The sequence below is a fragment of the Endozoicomonas sp. ALE010 genome (genome assembly GCF_049310165.1).
Lineage (GTDB): Bacteria > Pseudomonadota > Gammaproteobacteria > Pseudomonadales > Endozoicomonadaceae > Endozoicomonas.
On record NZ_JBLYNV010000007.1, the window covers coordinates 62,827 to 78,545 of the forward strand.

A 15,719-nucleotide genomic window follows, 5' to 3' on the forward strand; every position below is an offset into this window, starting at 1 on the left:
GATGAAACAACCCTCAATAAAACAACTGGGATTTTACGTCGACACGGCCAAGTGTACGGGCTGCAAAACCTGTCAACTGTCGTGCAAAGATGAGAATGACCTGAAAGTTGGCGTGAACTGGCGCCGGGTTTATGAATACGGCGGTGGTAGCTGGCTTCAGAACGAAGACGGCACCTATGCCCAGGACGTGTTTGCCTACTACACCTCCATCAGCTGTAACCACTGTGCCAAGCCAGCCTGTACCAAGGCTTGCCCAACCGGTGCCATGCATAAGCGTGACCAGGACGGCCTGGTGGTGGTTAACGCCGACGTCTGTGTTGGCTGCCGTTACTGTGAAATGGCCTGCCCCTACGGCGCACCGCAGTTTGATGCCGAGAAGAAAGTCATGACCAAGTGTGATGGCTGTTTCGACCGGGTTGAGCAGGGCAAGCAGCCGATCTGTATCGAATCCTGCCCGCTGCGTGCCCTGGATTTTGGTCCGATCGAAGAACTGCGTGCCAAATACGGCACGGAAGCGGATATCGCGCCACTGCCGGACTCTTCTCTGACTGAGCCATCGCTGGTAATAAAGGCGAGCCGTCATGCCAAACCTTCCGGCGACAAGACCGGACGCATTATGAACACTCGGGAGGTATAACCATGCATGAGTTGTCACTGGTATTTTTTACGGTGCTGGCACAGGGCACCGTTGGCCTGTTCCTGGTACTGGCCAGCCTGCTGATGGCGAACAGTGATACTAAGCGTCAGCAGTTGTTGAATAAACTGCTGATGGTGGTTCTGGTGCTGCTGGGTATCTCCGGCGCTGCCGCCATGACTCACCTGGGGCAGCCATTGCGTGCCATAAACGTGATCTTTGGTCTGGAGCACCTGTCGGCACTGAGTGTTGAGATCATCACTACTGCGCTGTTTGGTGGTGCTGTTTTCACTTATGTGGCCATGGTGCACTTCGGTATTCTGGCCAAGTTGCAGAAGCTGGTTCTGGCGGGAGCCATGGTATTGGGCGTGCTGTTACTGCTGGCCATTGCCAATGTGTACACCCTGGCCACAGTGCCTGCCTGGAACAGCGGCTGGACCATCTTCCAGTTTGTTATGACCGCTTTTGTGGTGGGTATCCCGGCAGCGGCGCTGATGCTGAGAAGTCAGTCGGCCTCTTTGGGTGCTTTCCAGAAAAACGCTGATCGTGCGCTGGCCACCCTGGGCTTTATCGCGTTGGGTCTGGTGCTGGTGGGTTACCCGCTGTACCTGTTCTGGCTGGGTCAGGTTGACCTGCCTGCTAACCCGCTGGGTCTGTTTGACTACCACGGTCGTCTGATGCTGGCCCGTCTCGGTCTGCTGTTTGCCGGTCTGGGCGTTTGGGTGATGGCTGCCACTCGTGGTAATAACACAGCGGCAGGTCTGGCAGGGGTGAGTACCGTCCTGGTGCTCACGGCGGAACTGTGTGGTCGTATCTTCTTCTATGACCTGCATATGTTTGCCAGTGGCATGTAAATAAGTACAAAGTTCCTCCTTCACAAATGAAAGGAGGAACTATTCAAAAACTCCGGACGCGTGAACGCACAACAACTGTTACCAGCTTCGCCTGATCAGGCCGTGGTCATAGCAGCCCAGAATAGTCAGGAAGAAGACACCCATATTTACTGGAAGAAACAGGGGCTATTTTTTGGAACTAACGTAACAAAATCACGAAAATCACAAGCCTTTTGCAATATTTACTTTTTCGTCTTTTCTTGGTGTTTTGGTTAATTTAATACTTTCGTATTATTTTTGTGGAGCAGGGTAGACAATTAATTTACACCTTAAAAACAGTTGTTGAAACTTTTTAGTAAAAATGAAGTCTATTAAAGTGAAATATTCCGATAAACTTTGATAGAAGTAATTTTTATGGATGTATCATGCTCAACTGCTAAAAGTTTTTTCTGTCCCCCCGGGACTGAAGATCCCTACAAATTGGCTGTCATAGTATGTGCAACGGAAGGTTATATTCTTGGTGGGTTTTGTACCTGTGCTAAGGTGTCAAAAACTTTCGCTTATTTTTGTCTCGGCGCTTCTGGGGGCGCGGTAGCAGGAGGTGCTACAGGCCTTGCTGCAGTGAGTGGAGTCGTTACCTGTTGCCAAGTAGCACAACGTAAAATCGCTCACCAATCTTCCATTGAACCCAAGGTGATCACACAACAGCCCGGTTCGCCCTTGATTATCTCTCATGCTCCTGAAGTAACTGTCGTACCGACAGAAATTCAAGGTGAAGTTGGATCAACCAATAACGAAACCGTGTTATGACCCCCACCCCCGGGAATTCCAGCACCATGCACCATGATCTCTGAGTTTCATGGGGTATGGCGGTGGTGACCCGAGTCGGCTGTTATCCCCTGCGGGTGCGCATGGGAACCGACCTTCGTGAAGTGTTGTTCAGGGTTTTACGACAATCTCATTTACCTACAGGCAGCTAAGCAGACAGATAATTAGCATGAATTATCCGCGGCCTGCTCTTTTAATTCCCCGAGCTTCTGTTGCTCTTAATCCGACAGCCTCCAGGCCACGAGAGTGAATCTGATGACATACTGGCAGCCTCTTCGTGGTATTGCGATGCTTGTAGTACTATCGTATATTAATTACGGTTACAGCGTAGGGAATTAATTTACAGATTAAGATAATTTGCAGAAACTTTTTAGAAAAAATGAAGTCTAAACAGTGAAACATCCTGATAAATTTCTAAAAAGGTAAAAAAATATGAACTCTTTAGGCCAATGTGCTGCTATTAAGGATTCCTTATGCCACCCAGACACTCACGGTGCATACAAGTTTGGTGCTGTTGCAGGTGGAGCGTTAGGTTATTTGGGTGGTCTGCTTGTGACGAAAGAACCTCTCCGCGTAGCTGTTTTCAGCAGTTTGGGATGCGGGACAGTAGGAGTTATTTCAGGCCTTTCATATGTGGCTACATACGTGGCCTGTGTCAACTTAGTTCCTGATTGTACTTCTTGTCCACCTCCCATAGACTCCAGAGTGATCACAAAACAGCCCGGGATGTCCTCGATTATCACTCAGGCTCCTGTATTAACTGTCGAATGGACAGAAACTCCGGATGAAAAGGAACCAGTTGATAAAATAGCCGTGTAATGCCCCCGGCAATTGCCTGCACCATGCACACCCGAACTAACCACCATGATCTCTGAGTTTTACAGAGTATGGCGGTGACGGACTCAAGTCGGCTTTTATGCCCTGTGGGTGCGCATGGGAACAGACCTTCGGAGAGTGTTGTTCAGGAATTTACGACAATCTCACTATCAGGAGGTGTTTCATCAGGTAATTGTCCAGGTAGAAAATGTGTTGGAACCTGCCGTCAATAATGCCAATGGCACCTTCAGGCCAGGCTCCCAGGACGCTCTATCATTCAGCACTCGCCTTAACCAAGACATGACAATGTCATAAGCACCCTTTTCAGGCGTATGATTTCTGACACCCTTGATCTGATCATGGCCGGTAATGACACCATTTCTGATGTTGACACCAATGGTCAGGGGCTGTGGAGAATGCATGTGGTAGACAAAATATTGTCCCTCTTGCACCCGGCGGGTATAGCTGGCCACGCAGTGTTTCATTTGTTTTCCCTCATTCGCCAGATCTTCGGGTGTTAATATCGGTATGATATCAACGGTTCCGGGATCGGGTTTGAACGAAGTAAGTCAGCCATTTCCAGTCTTTTTAACTTTTCACACCAATAGATGTGCTCTTGAGATTTCGCCAGATTATCCTGTTGAAGCGAATGAGTTCCTGCCATAGGCAAACATCTGGTAGAAGTCCCCCTGTGACAAGGCAAACTTATCCGTACTGTTTTCTTTGTTGCTATCCAGCAGTTTCCACTTGGTGTCCAGTACCATCAATGGTTTGCCATCCTGCTCAATCAACAGGTCTGGCTTCAGCCGCAACCGGGGATCACTGTTGAAGTGAACCTTGGAACTTGCCTGTTCCCTGAGATGGAGTGAGGCAGGGAGTTGCTGCTTTAGTATGCGGACAACATAGGCTTCAAATACCGATTCCATGGGGAACAGTAGTGAGAAAGCCCGGGTTTTCCCGGATACAGTCAGTGGCTAGAATCAATCTGGCCCAGGATAACGGGCTTTGATAATGATCCATTCCCCGGCTGCGCCATTGCAAAGTCTTGCCGGATCAAAGGAAGCCTTGCTTATTCGACGACAGCGATCGCTTTCAATCCGGGTGCTGAGAAAGTCGTGTTCAAAAACCGAAATAGTATTGTTCATCGGTTTCTCACTGACTGATTACTCTTAAATAAGCATCCGGGTTGGCGAAGGCGTCGTCATTAATGGCATACACTTCGCGGTCGTCTGATAACTCGTCAGAAGGAAAGTCATCACCAAAGAGATAGCGGACATCGCTTTCCTGTTTTGTCACAAATTGCAGCGCAGCCTCACCTTTCCGGTTATCTCCCAGTATCAGGCGAATCTTGCCCCAGTCCTCAAAGAAATACTCCTGTAGCAGAGGCAGAATTTTCTTTTTGAATATGGAACCCAATTCATCAAACTTGTCATCTTCACTCTCTCTTTCAGCGATAGGCATAAAGAAAGCGTGGCCAAGTGTGTGCTCACGGTCTTAGAGATACTCGATACGATCATTCAGCGTGCGCAACAGGGCTCCTATGTTAATGCCTTTCACCGTCATGGCATCCAGCTGTTGGTAATCGGGCATCATTTCAATAAAATCAAAACGACGACGTAGGGCAGTATCCATCGTAGCCAGAGAACGGTCTGCTGTATTCATGGTGCCGATGATATGCAGGTTTGCCGGAACCGTAAATGTGTCGCCTGAGTAGGGGAGCTGTACCGATAAAGCCTCTTTCTGCCCCGCCCGTTTGGAAGGCTCAATCAGGGTAATCAGTTCGCCAAAAATTTTAGAGATATTACCACGGTTGATTTCGTCGATGATCAGTACGAACGGCTCAGGGCTGGATACGGTAATCGACTCATCGAAAACAGGTACATCGTACTCTTCAACCAGGTGGCTCAGAATCGCTTTGACATATGAAGGGTTATAAATTCGTTCATGGTTAACCCCCTGATACTCATTCCAGAGATGTTCAATAGCTACCGGGTAGCCCCTTTCCAGATTTTCATTTAGCCTTTAACAGAGCATCGTACTCTGCTTTCAGTTGATCACGATCCTGACAATCGTTGAACTCTGCCTGGGCAGTTTTAACGGCCTTTTCTATTACATGGTAAGTTTTGCCGGTTCCGGGAGGGCCGTAGAGAATAGTATTTGTTCCGTTTTTCACGTTATTCATAGTTCCCTGCTTTCACATAATCAGTGGGCTGACATTCAGCAATGGCCGGTGCTTCTTCCAGGTCGTCTGCGGTGAAATTGCTGGCTTTTTGATAGAGCTTCCAAAAAGCAATATTTCTTTGGTAGATATCCAATTCATCGGAAAACAGCGGTGCAGTCGCCTTTAAAACATTGAGGTTAACCTGACTCCAGTTCCCACGCGTTTCTACATTCACCAGGAAGTGTTGTTTTAACACTTTTGCTAATTTTTCTGTGCGGATTGTAATACTAAAAGAGACAGGGCACCTTCAGAGTGATTCAGCCTCACAGCTTCAAAACGGAAGCGAATCTTGCGTTTTATTTGTGATGGATCACGAAAATCAGGCTCAGCAAAGCTTACTTTGGTGACTACACCTTTGGCAACAAGACCACGGGGCTCTTGACCGGTGCGCATCAAATAGACGATGTCGTTTATTTTGGGTTGTTGGCTGTAGCACGACCAGGTGATTTCATCACCAATTTGGCAGGATGAATCGTCTTCTTCTCCAAATGAGAATAAGTTGGGATTCCATGTCAGAAGGTATGCACTCATTTTATCGCTGTCGTAGCTCACAGTAAAATCGATAAAGGCAGGAATATAATGGAAAAAAGATGGTGATGGTTATCAGTTAAAACCGCAGGCTATAAACGGTTGAACTGAAGGCAATTGTCGTTTTTACAGCCTTTGAGGATTACGCTGTGAAAATTATTTTGGAGTGCAATAAGCGTTTCTGTATTCATACTTTCCTTACCCTGAATTTGCAACTCACTATTGCCATTACTGGTCTCTGCAATAAGCTGGCCTTTCAGAATTGACTTGGATTTTCAAGATTCACTGCCCGGGTTTGGCAACAATTACTTTGTGGCCTTCTCTTGGTATTACGGTGATTGCAGTACTTTCGTATCAGAATTACGGTTACAGAGTAGGGGAATTAATTTACAGCTTAATAGAAATTGCAGAAACTTTTTAATAAAAATGAAGTCCATAAAGTGAAATATTCTGATAAATCTCTAAAAAGGTAACAAGTATGAACGCTTTAGGCTCATGTACTGCTACTAAAGATTGCTTATGCCCCCCCGGCGCTCACGTTAACTACAAACTTTGTGGTGGGTCAGGTGTAATGATAGGCGGTGCTTTTGGCATGCTGTGTTCATGTTGTACAAAACCTATCGAGGTAAGTACTCTCATCTCTTTGGGAAGCGCGGCAGCAGGAGGTGCTTCAGGTCTTGCATTAATAGCTGCAGGCACGTCCTGTTATCACTTGATTCGGAACGATGATACCATTAATCAACCTTCCATTGGCTCAAGAATAATCACACAACAGCCCGGGATGCACTCGATTATCTCTCATGCCCCTGTAATAACTGTCGAATTGACAGAAATTTCAGGTAAAAAGGGAACAACCATTAAAATAACCGTCTGACACTCCCTGCCCTTCGGGCGCGATAGGGCGGGGAGTGTCGTGCGCCGTGTAAACGGTGTATTGGAGTGCCACAAACGTGGCTGAGATTGCTGGTATATCTCATACCTACTGTAGTTAGGTACGCCTGGTAACAGGCTGAATTCCTGAAAAGGAGTGCTGAACATAGCATCTACAGAAAAGGCTGAGCAAAGGGGAGCAATCCGAACGATGCCGGTCAAGGTAATGTGCCTATGGTTAAGACCATACCGTTTAAACCCTAGTCATGGCGTTTCACCGCACCCGCAGCCCATGATTGCTATTGAGTTGCGCCGACCTTTGAGAGACCTCTGTGACGCCTGGGTCTGCGAATGCAAATCTCGACCAACAGGGTCGGGCCACCTGAGATCAGAGCAGGATAAATGACGGACAGGGAACCTAAGGGCATAGCATCTCTTATACACTGGAAACATGGGATCGCCTAAGCTGGTCTTGACCTGTATGGCGACAGAGTCTCCGTAGTACCCAATGTCAGGCTGTAATGGTACTGGCAGTCGGTAAACAATCCGGCCTATCCGGACGGTATAAGCAAGCAGTGATGCGAGTGAAAGCCGAAAGGGAGAAGGGGGGCAGTGTTGTGTGATCTTTAATTTTCGACGGTAATGGATAGTGAATATGCTTTCCGGAAGAACACAACGAAAATTAGAGGGACTTGAGATTTGTTCTCGAAATGGGAAGTACCGATGTCGAGACTTGTTCAAAATGGCGCTAGAGTGCCGTGACCTCTGGTTGCAGGCATACGCCAATATCTATGCCAACAGTGGTGCAACCGCTGTGGGAAGTGATGGTGTGAGCCTTGATGGGCAATCGATTGAAAGAATTGATCATCTGATCAGTCTTTTGAAAAACAACGAATACTTCCCAGTACCATCAAGACGAGTCTACATACCCAAAGCAAATGGGAAACAACGCCCTCTGGGTGTTCCATCGGGTATGGATAAACTCGTTCAAGAAGTGTGGCGCATGTTACTGGAAGTGGTCTATGAACCAACATTCAGTATCAACTCCCATGGTTTCAGACCGGGACGATCCTGTCACACAGCTTTGAAAGAAATCCAAACCAGTTGGACAGGCTCCAAGTGGTTCATCGAGTTCGACATTAAAGGGTACTTTGATAATATCGATCATCAGAAATTGGTGTCGATAATAGAGAAGCGCATTGATGACAGGCGATTTATTTCTGTAATCAAGCGGATGTTAAAAGCCGGATACATGGAAGAGTGGCAATTCTACAAAACCTACTCTGGTACACCGCAAGGTGGGATAATTTCACCTATTCTTGCGAACATTTATCTCAACGAGTTAGATGATTACATCAAGGAGCTTCAAGCCTCAGTTACATGCGGTAAGAAACGGCGGGATAATCCGGATTACAACTGCATTAAGCGTCAGAAAGCCAAGGCTGAGAAAGAACTTGAACGTGTCAGGCAGCATGGTGATCAAGAGGCCATAAAGAGAGCAAACCAAGAGGTGAGGATTCAGCAGGAGTTGCTTTTTAAAACCTCATCAACGGATCAGCATGACCCCAGTTATCGTCGGTTGAGATATTGTCGCTACGCAGATGACTTTCTACTGGGATTTATCGGTTTAAGGCAGGAAGCTAATGCGATCTACAGCGCTTAAAAGCCACGTTGAGACCGATCTGAAGCTTGAAATAGCAGAAGAAAAGTCTGGGATCAGGCATGCGCCGACCGAGGGATGTCAATTTCTTGGGTATAACATTGACGCAAAACCAACACCAAAAATACTGTGGGTCAAGCGAGATGGCAAACGCTTCAAGAAGCGAACAATGGCGCAACACATCTCACTAAGAGTTCCAGCTGAAAAGCTGCGTGGCTTCGCTCGCAAGAATGGCTATGGCAACTATGCCAACAAGACAGCCATTCATCGGGCACGGATGTTAAGCCAAAGCGACGTGGAAATCGTGTTACAGGTGAATGCGGAATTGCGGGGCTTCTCGCAATATTATTCGCTGGCCAATAATGCGAAAACGGAGCTTGCGGCAATTGTAGAGGTTAAGCATGCTCAAAACATTGGCCTCGAAACACAAGTGTAGTGTGAAGACGGTCAGTGGAAGGCTTCGAGCAGGCAACCGGCGAGGAGTAAAAGCCGCAGACAGATTCTATCCACTGTGGACGCTCAAAGATCTCAGAAAGTCATTGCCAGCCAAACCTGATTTGCTCCCGGCCACTGCAAAATACAGTGGTAGGACAGAGCTAATTACCAGAATGCTGGCAAAACGCTGTGAATATTGCGGCAAGACTGAAGGGAAATTTGAAGTACACCATGTACGCAAGCTGAAGGACATTAAAGATGGTACAAAGACATGGCAAAGACTCATGATAGCGAGAAATCGCAAAACTCTCGTACTCTGTGTTGAATGCCATGACCTGCTGCATGCTGGCAAGCTGCCAGACAACAGGTACAGTCCTCGTAACAGCATGGAGAGCCGTGTGCAGTGAAAGCTGCACGCACGGTTCGGAGGGGGGGAAACGGCAACCTGTTTACAGGAGCACGTTCCCTACCCACTAGGAGGCTGTCCGAGAATAGCGCCCGTAGCGAGGATGGCAGAAAATTGAGGATAAAAATTCCGTTTTGTGAGGTGAATAGCGGGGCTATTTGCCGAACAAAAAGGAATTTTTAGGCCAATTTGCTGCCACCGCAGTAGGGCAGTCTGACTTACCCACAGGCTGTTGTTAAGCGATGGTGAGAATTAACGACAAATATATTGTATAAGTTATCCACGGCACTTCTGCTCTTCTAATTCCCTGAACTTCTGTTGCTCATAGTCTGACAGCACAAGACCATAGCTTTTTACCACGCGAGTGAATCTGGCAACATACTGGCAGTGGAAAGACTTCGAAGGTGGTAACCACTCAAGGGCACCTGATGCCCCTTTCTGGCGGTTGACACTGGCCTGGACGGCAAAAAGGTTCACTTCATCATTGGCAAACTGCACTCTTTTTGCCTTCGACCATTGATCAGCCCCACGATCCCACGCCCATCTCAGAGGCACTAAATGGTCGATATCAACCTGGCGAGCTTCATAAAACGTCTTTCCCGTATAGGGATCAAGCCATCTGCCCCGATATACTGCGCACTGGTTCCCGGCGGTATCTATCGCGCTGGTACTCTGCTTCATCAGAAGCTCGTGGCGAGTGTTCATACAGTCCCTGTCTTCATCAGCCCAATCACCAAAATATGAACGGTCATATTTTGCCGGACTCTGACGGTACGTTGCCGCATTCGACTTTTTTAAGCCTGATCCTTTAGGAAGTCTGCCGCCGGAGCTGAGGCAATCATTGAGAGAGTAGAAGGCAGTATAGTTTTTTGTTCTCTCATAGCTGGAGCTAGAGATATCGTGACAGATGCCTGACTTGCTCTTTTTTACCAGTTCTGCACTATTTACAGAGGTGCTCAAGAGTGCCAGAAACGTTATCAGGAGGTGTTTCATCGAGAAATTGACACAGGATTGAATATTAGACGACAAAATACATTAAAAGGACTATTGAATAAATACCGCCTCTTGTACGGTGCTGGCTCAGGGAACCGTTGGCTTGTTCCCGGTACTGGTCTGCCTGCTCCCGCTGGGCCTGTTTGACTGATATGGTCGTCTGGTCTGGTTCGTCTACAGAGTCAAACTCGGATAAATATAATTTTTTAAGTAGGAACGTTGAAAAGCTATAATGGCGTAGCGGGAAAGAAAATAAAAGCGACGTTTGTTGTATTACTATATGACCATTTCCTTATTATCAAACACTCGTACATTAAAGTATGAGAGTCGAGTAATAAAAATATTTGATCACTATCGAATGAATAACCTACTGTTTAATCCTAATGATAAAAACTTGCATATTTAGTGAGTGTTAAATGAAGCCAATTTCATCAACTCAAGTTACAAATTTATGCCTGCCAGATGATGATCAGAAAGTTAAACAAAACCACATACACATTTCTACAGAAGGTTACCGGTACACTGTTGGCGGTAACGGCGTTTTTGTAAACACCTTTTGTAAGGCATTTCACGAGCGTAGTTGTAGAAATATCATGGTTCTTCCACTGCTTGATTTCGTAGAGGATACAGATGTAAAAAAATCAATCACTGCTGGCTGTCAGCTTTCTTCTGGTGAATTAATATTGGTTGAAAGATGCAGTGATATGCCTGAATGTGATGTCTATAGAGTCCAACCAACAGGGGGGCAGAAAAGGTATTTTGAAAAGCATATTAATTCATACAATATAGAGCAAGAATACAAAGACTCTTTGGCAGAGGATCTTTACTTTAAAGAACAAGGAATTAATGATTCTGATGAAAGGTTGAAATTTGCTGGTGCTATATCTCTAAAAATGTGTGTGTTTAACCAGATAGCGGCAAAATTTGTCAACGAAGTGCTTTTGCCAACAATGGGAAGCAAAAATGTATATATTCATGATCATTTTTTTGGAGGATCCCTTCAATACGTTAATCACTTCGAAAACGTTAAAAAAGTGAACTGGGTACATTGCTTAAGTCCCCATACGGGTTTTAGCGACTGTATGGCCAATAAAAAGCCTGTTTATACAACCCAGAGCTATATGAAGATGGATGAGAGCAAGTTCTGCAAGCTACCGGATTATGAAAAACCTGCAAGAGAGAGGGCAATTAAACATGCTGATGTAATTTTAACAGTATCGAAATATGCCCAATCTTTTCTGACATTTAAACATCCTCTCATATCAAAGTTCTTGAGGATTCACAAAAAGGCGATCCGCTCAATCAAAAGCTGCTCAGATTTATCAAAATTTAGCCTGGGTGCTACCGCCAAAAAATACGGGTTAGAAGGAACTCCGGAAAAAAATATCAAATCAAAACTCAGAGACCTTTTCTTTGCTGGAAAATTGCCTTTAAAGCCACCATTGAATAGCAAAGGATGTGTGAACCCAGTCACTAAAAACTTACCAATTGTTTTTTTTATGGGCAGGCCTCATTTTGAAAAAGGGACAGAGCATGTACTGAATATGGTAAAAAAACTGGATTGCCTGTTTTTTATTGTTTCTAACGGAACAGAAAAAGATCCATTTATTCAAGCTATTCAGGAAACAAAAGCAGCAAGAAATAACCTCGTTTTACTTACTAAAAATCAAGAGCATAAGCAACTCTTAATGGCTGTTGCGGACTATGCCGTTATTCCTTCTCTGGCTGAGTCCTTAGGCTTGATTGCCGGTGAATGTCATTCTATGGGGCTGCATGTAATCAACTCGGATGTAGGGGGACTGCCTGAGGCGTCACCTCCTTGCGATGAATGCAGAACAGAAGTTCATTCAAATGCTGAGTATGGCCATTATTCAGAAGATACAAATAAAGCATTCCTCCAGGTAGTTAGTGAAAAGTTAAAAGCCGGAAGGCCCAGGTCATCTCACATTGTTAGGCATGCCAGTTATTTCCATTCAATGGAGAAATTTACTACTTCAATAGAAAATGCTCTTTCTAATTAAACGTATTTCTTTAATCGTGTGGCAATTCCAGCCTTCAAAGGCTATTGCCACTCTATAGCAACTTGTCTGAGCAAAAACGAACTGGCTGCCAAGCAGGGTATCCTGTGTGCATCTTCAGTCATCATAAGCTTCAAACTCAGATCAGTACCTGCCTTGGTTATTTTCAGGCAAGGTAACAGGATCAGCCTCGTCATCATACTCTGGTGGCAGCAGCAAAAAGTTCCTTGCAAGTGTGGAATTGGGCATCATTTGGTAAAAAATTTTCCCGTCATGTACGCTCGACTTCACAGAATAGCCGCGCTCACTGAGCAGTCGGGCACCCGGAGAGTCCGGCTGCCGGAGCATCTGCTCCAGTTCAGATTGTTCCAAGGTACCAACAGAGGGCAGGATGGCCTTCTGCTGCAGTCGTATCGTCTCAGTTTCCAGGGCATCCCGGATGTCAGCCGACATAAGTTTTTCCAGCCCGGGTTGGTTCGCCACCACGATCATCTTTTCTGCCAGGGTCATTGCTTCGGGTAACCGGACTTGTCGAAGTTCCCCTTCATTGTGCAGGCGTCGATAAGCACCACCGGACCCGGTATCCGGATCCCAGCAACCAGGCGGTTGGTGATCTGTATGCCGCCGGTGGTGTTTTGCTAAGCAAGGTGAAATACCGGCTTTCTCAGCGATAGCAAACCGGACCAGATCGTTCAGGCACTCACGCAAACACTGATAGGGGTCTGGTGCCTGCTCAATCAGTAATCGTCGTTTATGGTTATCAACCGGGAGATGGTATTGACTGGTGAACGGATTGGGCACCTGGTGATGCCATCCCCCGGTAATGCTGGCCAGATCCCGAAAGCTCAACATGACGGACTGGATCAGCAGGGTGAAGTCCGGGTTGTTGACCACGGACAGCAGTTCAATCTTTTCTGGCTGAAAATAGCTATCATAGATCATTTCACTGGTGTCAATTTCTGCTGAGTCCGGTGTCAGCCTGATCGTCGGAAAGTCCTCCCGTGGTGGTTTGACCCGCAGGATATCCACAGTATCCCCAAAGCGCAGCACCTGACGCAGCAGTAACTCTTCCTCTGTGCATTGGTGGTCAGGAGTAAACGACGGATTTTCAGCACCTATCATTGTGCAGTTTTTGTTTCTCAGGGCGCTGGCCACCAGGGTAACCAGCTGCCCGGGGTACTGTTGCAACCTGGTCATATCACGCTGAAACAGTTCTGCTGCCCGTAGCTCTTCAACATTTTTATGCTCATCTTCAGCGACAGCATCGTGGTAGAGTTCGGCAATGGGTAGTAACTCTTGCAACTCGGGATGCTTCAGCAGTAATTCCCGGAATGGCTTATGAAAGTCGGGCAAAACTTTACTATCCATGAGGAACTCGGTGGCCAGCTGTGTGCGCAGGGCGTGATCCAGTCCGTGCCATTTGCGGTAATAGGGTTTTATGCCATTCGCCAGAATGGATTGTGCCCTGTTGGGATGGGGAAACTGGTAATAATACTCACCGACTTTCAGGGTAATTGACTTATAGCGTCCATCAGGCAGGATTTCCATGCCCTCAAAGGTGGGCGGTGATGCCAGAAAATTCACCAGCCAGTCCGGCTGGCATTCTCCCTGTTCCTTTCGCCGGACCACAACGGCAGGCTTGCAAGTGTAATATTCCCCCGGAAAAATACTCAGCCTTTGATCAATGGATCGATTGAGCGTCGCTGTATTCTTTAAATGCTCTCGTAACTGTTCATCACTGTATCGAAGGGGTGAAAATCTATTTTCCAGAAATTCTTTAACTGCATGCCCATAAATCGGCTCATTGGTAAAAAAGTGATCATAAAACTCCTCGCCAAGCAGTCCAGCAGCCTCCCGATGGTGATCTGAACTATCCAGCTGGCGGTGATTCAAATGCTCGTGCAATGCTTTTTTCAGGATCGATACTCTGTTCGCTATCATATAATGTTTAGTAACGGGGCCGTCCTCATCATTGCAAAGAAGTTCCCACAGCACCTCGTTACGAATGGCATTGGCTTCATCGTCGGTCAGCAGATTGGCCCGGAGAAAATGATTGGCAGATGTTAATATTTCAAGATGATCTGCAAGCTGGGTTGATGTTTGATAATTGAGATAGATTCTTGCGCCGTAAGCGATGAGCAGGCAACACACCAGTGGATTGCAGTGGACAGGTGTTGACTCCTTGTACCCTAATAAATAGGGAACAAACAATTTGTTATTTAATAACTCCCGGCAGATGACCGCTTGTGCGGCAAAGGTGGGTTTAACCTGCTCGAAAATGTAGTCCCAGCTAGACTGCTTGTCGTGTATCTCGAAATCATAATATAGCCAGGGAAAGTGTTTATGAAACGGGGTCTGCTCAAGCAAAGCTTCCAGTAATAGATTCGGTAAACCCACTTTGCTGTTGACCCCGTCCACCCGGGCTGGAAGTTCGCTTAAGAATGTTGCTGAATCACAGTTCTCGATGGCTGTCAGGATGGCTTTGATGTCGGTGCCAAGCGCCTTGACACTGGCTGATACTGTGCTGACCTGCTCCGGAATATTTTTCAGCAGCTGCAGAAATCGTTCACCACCGGACTGACTCAATAACTGGTAAAGCCTGAGTTCCTGTCCAGTGAAGTTGACATATTGAGAGAAGGCACGGATGTTTCGCCGCAGCATTAGCGCTTGTGTACGGCTGATTTCCACCGGGGGAGACAACACCCCCTGATAACTGTTGTACAGGCACAGTTTTACAGGCTCACGGAACTCATCACCGGACGCGTTACCTTTATTTTGCTCGAGCGTCAGAATATTGCCCATGACTTCTTCAAGACGGCGAAAAGAAAACTCCCTGGTAAAGTCCAGAAGGTAGCCATAGTGCATGCGGTCAAAATTAATGTGACAGAGAATTTCCGGATATTTGCCTGCTCCTTTAATGATCCGTTCAGACGGTTGGTGCAGTAAATAGCCATTTACACCAAGGTGTCCTGAGGTTAAAGGTGATTTGCTAAACAGGGAGTGCTTTCTGTGGTAACTCTCTGCTATTTTCTCTTCCAAAACATGCCAGCTGGTAATTTTCTTGGTGTATGTGAACCAGCTGCACGGTTCCCCCGAGTCATTCGAACTGACATCTTTTTTATAAGCCCAGAGCATATGGCAGCCGGGCGCAGGTTTCAGAACCGTAATGACCTGGTCTGGCCTGGTTCCAAATTGATCCGGCCGCTTGGCTTCTATTGCATATTGGGCACCGGGTGATAATAAACTCACTGGTCTGTATTGATCGCCTGAACCGGCAGCTTGTAATGCATTGACAACACGAACCATCATTCCGCCAAACTGACCGAATGCGGCAACAGGATTGTATTCCTCTTTCTTGCCGCCTGTCGGTGGTGGATGAAATCCTGACGAACCAATGCTTGCTTCCGCCTGAGGTATGGACATATCAAGGGTCTCAATGAATTTAAAATCGTATATCGGACTGCATGGGAGTAAGGC

17 protein-coding genes and 1 pseudogene are annotated in these 15,719 nt (G+C 46.7%); 7 read left to right on the forward strand and 11 right to left on the reverse strand.

The window, feature by feature from the left end; genetic code table 11:
• The first annotated feature begins 1 nt into the window (after position 1).
• From ACO6UY_RS05210 to ACO6UY_RS05220, 3 genes are all read left to right on the forward strand, one after another.
• Positions 2–637, forward strand: coding sequence for a DMSO/selenate family reductase complex B subunit (locus tag ACO6UY_RS05210; protein ID WP_422449819.1), 636 nt, complete (start codon positions 2–4; stop codon positions 635–637).
• 2 nt (positions 638–639) lie between these two features.
• Positions 640–1,488: a dimethyl sulfoxide reductase anchor subunit family protein gene (locus ACO6UY_RS05215; protein WP_422489273.1), complete on the forward strand. Its 849-nt coding sequence runs from the start codon at positions 640–642 to the stop codon at positions 1,486–1,488.
• Positions 1,489–1,881: 393 nt separating this feature from the next.
• Positions 1,882–2,277: a hypothetical protein gene (locus ACO6UY_RS05220; protein WP_422462193.1), complete on the forward strand. Its 396-nt coding sequence runs from the start codon at positions 1,882–1,884 to the stop codon at positions 2,275–2,277.
• 1,019 nt (positions 2,278–3,296) lie between these two features.
• Here the strand turns inward: ACO6UY_RS05220 and ACO6UY_RS05225 are convergent.
• The 9 genes and pseudogenes from ACO6UY_RS05225 to ACO6UY_RS05265 form a co-directional block, all read right to left on the reverse strand.
• Positions 3,297–3,644, reverse strand: coding sequence for a PcfJ domain-containing protein (locus ACO6UY_RS05225; RefSeq protein ID WP_422467814.1), 348 nt, complete (start codon positions 3,642–3,644; stop codon positions 3,297–3,299).
• Positions 3,645–3,743: 99 nt separating this feature from the next.
• On the reverse strand, positions 3,744–4,082 hold the full coding sequence (locus ACO6UY_RS05230; RefSeq protein ID WP_422462214.1) for a 5-methylcytosine restriction system specificity protein McrC: 339 nt from the start codon (positions 4,080–4,082) through the stop codon (positions 3,744–3,746).
• A gap of 9 nt (positions 4,083–4,091) precedes the next feature.
• On the reverse strand, positions 4,092–4,256 hold the full coding sequence (locus ACO6UY_RS05235) for a hypothetical protein (RefSeq protein ID WP_422462191.1): 165 nt from the start codon (positions 4,254–4,256) through the stop codon (positions 4,092–4,094).
• A 7-nt stretch (positions 4,257–4,263) separates the two neighbouring features.
• Positions 4,264–4,572, reverse strand: a complete 309-nt coding sequence (locus ACO6UY_RS05240; protein ID WP_422462189.1) for a hypothetical protein — start codon at positions 4,570–4,572, stop codon at positions 4,264–4,266.
• 33 nt (positions 4,573–4,605) lie between these two features.
• Positions 4,606–4,773 (reverse strand): hypothetical protein, encoded by a 168-nt coding sequence (locus tag ACO6UY_RS05245; RefSeq protein ID WP_422462187.1) that lies wholly within the window; start codon positions 4,771–4,773, stop codon positions 4,606–4,608.
• A gap of 3 nt (positions 4,774–4,776) precedes the next feature.
• Positions 4,777–5,118, reverse strand: a pseudogene (locus ACO6UY_RS05250) (hypothetical protein); the annotation flags it as partial.
• 4 nt (positions 5,119–5,122) lie between these two features.
• Positions 5,123–5,293: a hypothetical protein gene (locus tag ACO6UY_RS05255; RefSeq protein WP_422462186.1), complete on the reverse strand. Its 171-nt coding sequence runs from the start codon at positions 5,291–5,293 to the stop codon at positions 5,123–5,125.
• Positions 5,286–5,528, reverse strand: a complete 243-nt coding sequence (locus tag ACO6UY_RS05260) for a hypothetical protein (protein ID WP_422462184.1) — start codon at positions 5,526–5,528, stop codon at positions 5,286–5,288. The genes ACO6UY_RS05255 and ACO6UY_RS05260 overlap by 8 nt, the downstream gene beginning before the upstream one ends.
• 5 nt (positions 5,529–5,533) lie before the next feature.
• Entirely contained in the window at positions 5,534–5,884 is a 351-nt protein-coding gene (locus ACO6UY_RS05265) for a hypothetical protein (protein WP_422489275.1), read from the reverse strand.
• 1,588 nt (positions 5,885–7,472) lie between these two features.
• Here ACO6UY_RS05265 and ACO6UY_RS05270 point away from each other — a divergent pair.
• Genes ACO6UY_RS05270 through ACO6UY_RS05280 form a run of 3 tightly spaced genes read left to right on the forward strand, consistent with a single transcriptional unit; the run spans position 7,473 to position 9,232 of the window.
• Entirely contained in the window at positions 7,473–8,393 is a 921-nt protein-coding gene (locus ACO6UY_RS05270; RefSeq protein ID WP_422489298.1) for a reverse transcriptase domain-containing protein, read from the forward strand.
• A complete protein-coding gene (locus tag ACO6UY_RS05275) occupies positions 8,374–8,826 on the forward strand; it encodes a group II intron reverse transcriptase/maturase (RefSeq protein ID WP_422489277.1) in 453 nt (150 codons plus the stop codon). The genes ACO6UY_RS05270 and ACO6UY_RS05275 overlap by 20 nt, the downstream gene beginning before the upstream one ends.
• A 1-nt stretch (position 8,827) precedes the next feature.
• The gene (locus tag ACO6UY_RS05280; RefSeq protein ID WP_422489279.1) at positions 8,828–9,232 is read left to right on the forward strand and encodes an HNH endonuclease; all 405 of its coding nucleotides are present in this window, start codon (positions 8,828–8,830) and stop codon (positions 9,230–9,232) included.
• A gap of 275 nt (positions 9,233–9,507) precedes the next feature.
• Here the strand turns inward: ACO6UY_RS05280 and ACO6UY_RS05285 are convergent, their stop codons facing one another.
• Positions 9,508–9,936, reverse strand: coding sequence for an HNH endonuclease family protein (locus ACO6UY_RS05285; protein WP_422449829.1), 429 nt, complete (start codon positions 9,934–9,936; stop codon positions 9,508–9,510).
• Positions 9,937–10,640: 704 nt separating this feature from the next.
• Here ACO6UY_RS05285 and ACO6UY_RS05290 point away from each other — a divergent pair.
• On the forward strand, positions 10,641–12,245 hold the full coding sequence (locus ACO6UY_RS05290; RefSeq protein ID WP_422449830.1) for a glycosyltransferase: 1,605 nt from the start codon (positions 10,641–10,643) through the stop codon (positions 12,243–12,245).
• A gap of 141 nt (positions 12,246–12,386) precedes the next feature.
• Here ACO6UY_RS05290 and ACO6UY_RS05295 read toward each other — a convergent pair whose 3' ends face one another.
• On the reverse strand, positions 12,387–15,665 hold the full coding sequence (locus tag ACO6UY_RS05295) for a hypothetical protein (protein WP_422489281.1): 3,279 nt from the start codon (positions 15,663–15,665) through the stop codon (positions 12,387–12,389).
• Positions 15,666–15,719 lie beyond the last annotated feature (54 nt).

What these genes read in the sequence shown, in the direction of transcription:
- ACO6UY_RS05210 (WP_422449819.1), top strand. Translation starts at nt 2, where the DNA reads ATGAAACAACCCTCAATAAAACAACTGGGATTTTACGTCGACACGGCC.
- ACO6UY_RS05215 (WP_422489273.1), top strand. Translation starts at nt 640, where the DNA reads ATGCATGAGTTGTCACTGGTATTTTTTACGGTGCTGGCACAGGGCACC.
- ACO6UY_RS05220 (WP_422462193.1), top strand. Translation starts at nt 1,882, where the DNA reads ATGGATGTATCATGCTCAACTGCTAAAAGTTTTTTCTGTCCCCCCGGG.
- ACO6UY_RS05235 (WP_422462191.1), bottom strand. Translation starts at nt 4,256, where the DNA reads ATGAACAATACTATTTCGGTTTTTGAACACGACTTTCTCAGCACCCGG.
- ACO6UY_RS05240 (WP_422462189.1), bottom strand. Translation starts at nt 4,572, where the DNA reads ATGCCTATCGCTGAAAGAGAGAGTGAAGATGACAAGTTTGATGAATTG.
- ACO6UY_RS05245 (WP_422462187.1), bottom strand. Translation starts at nt 4,773, where the DNA reads ATGAATACAGCAGACCGTTCTCTGGCTACGATGGATACTGCCCTACGT.
- ACO6UY_RS05255 (WP_422462186.1), bottom strand. Translation starts at nt 5,293, where the DNA reads ATGAATAACGTGAAAAACGGAACAAATACTATTCTCTACGGCCCTCCC.
- ACO6UY_RS05270 (WP_422489298.1), top strand. Translation starts at nt 7,473, where the DNA reads ATGGCGCTAGAGTGCCGTGACCTCTGGTTGCAGGCATACGCCAATATC.
- ACO6UY_RS05275 (WP_422489277.1), top strand. Translation starts at nt 8,374, where the DNA reads ATGCGATCTACAGCGCTTAAAAGCCACGTTGAGACCGATCTGAAGCTT.
- ACO6UY_RS05285 (WP_422449829.1), bottom strand. Translation starts at nt 9,936, where the DNA reads ATGAACACTCGCCACGAGCTTCTGATGAAGCAGAGTACCAGCGCGATA.
- ACO6UY_RS05290 (WP_422449830.1), top strand. Translation starts at nt 10,641, where the DNA reads ATGAAGCCAATTTCATCAACTCAAGTTACAAATTTATGCCTGCCAGAT.
- ACO6UY_RS05295 (WP_422489281.1), bottom strand. Translation starts at nt 15,665, where the DNA reads ATGTCCATACCTCAGGCGGAAGCAAGCATTGGTTCGTCAGGATTTCAT.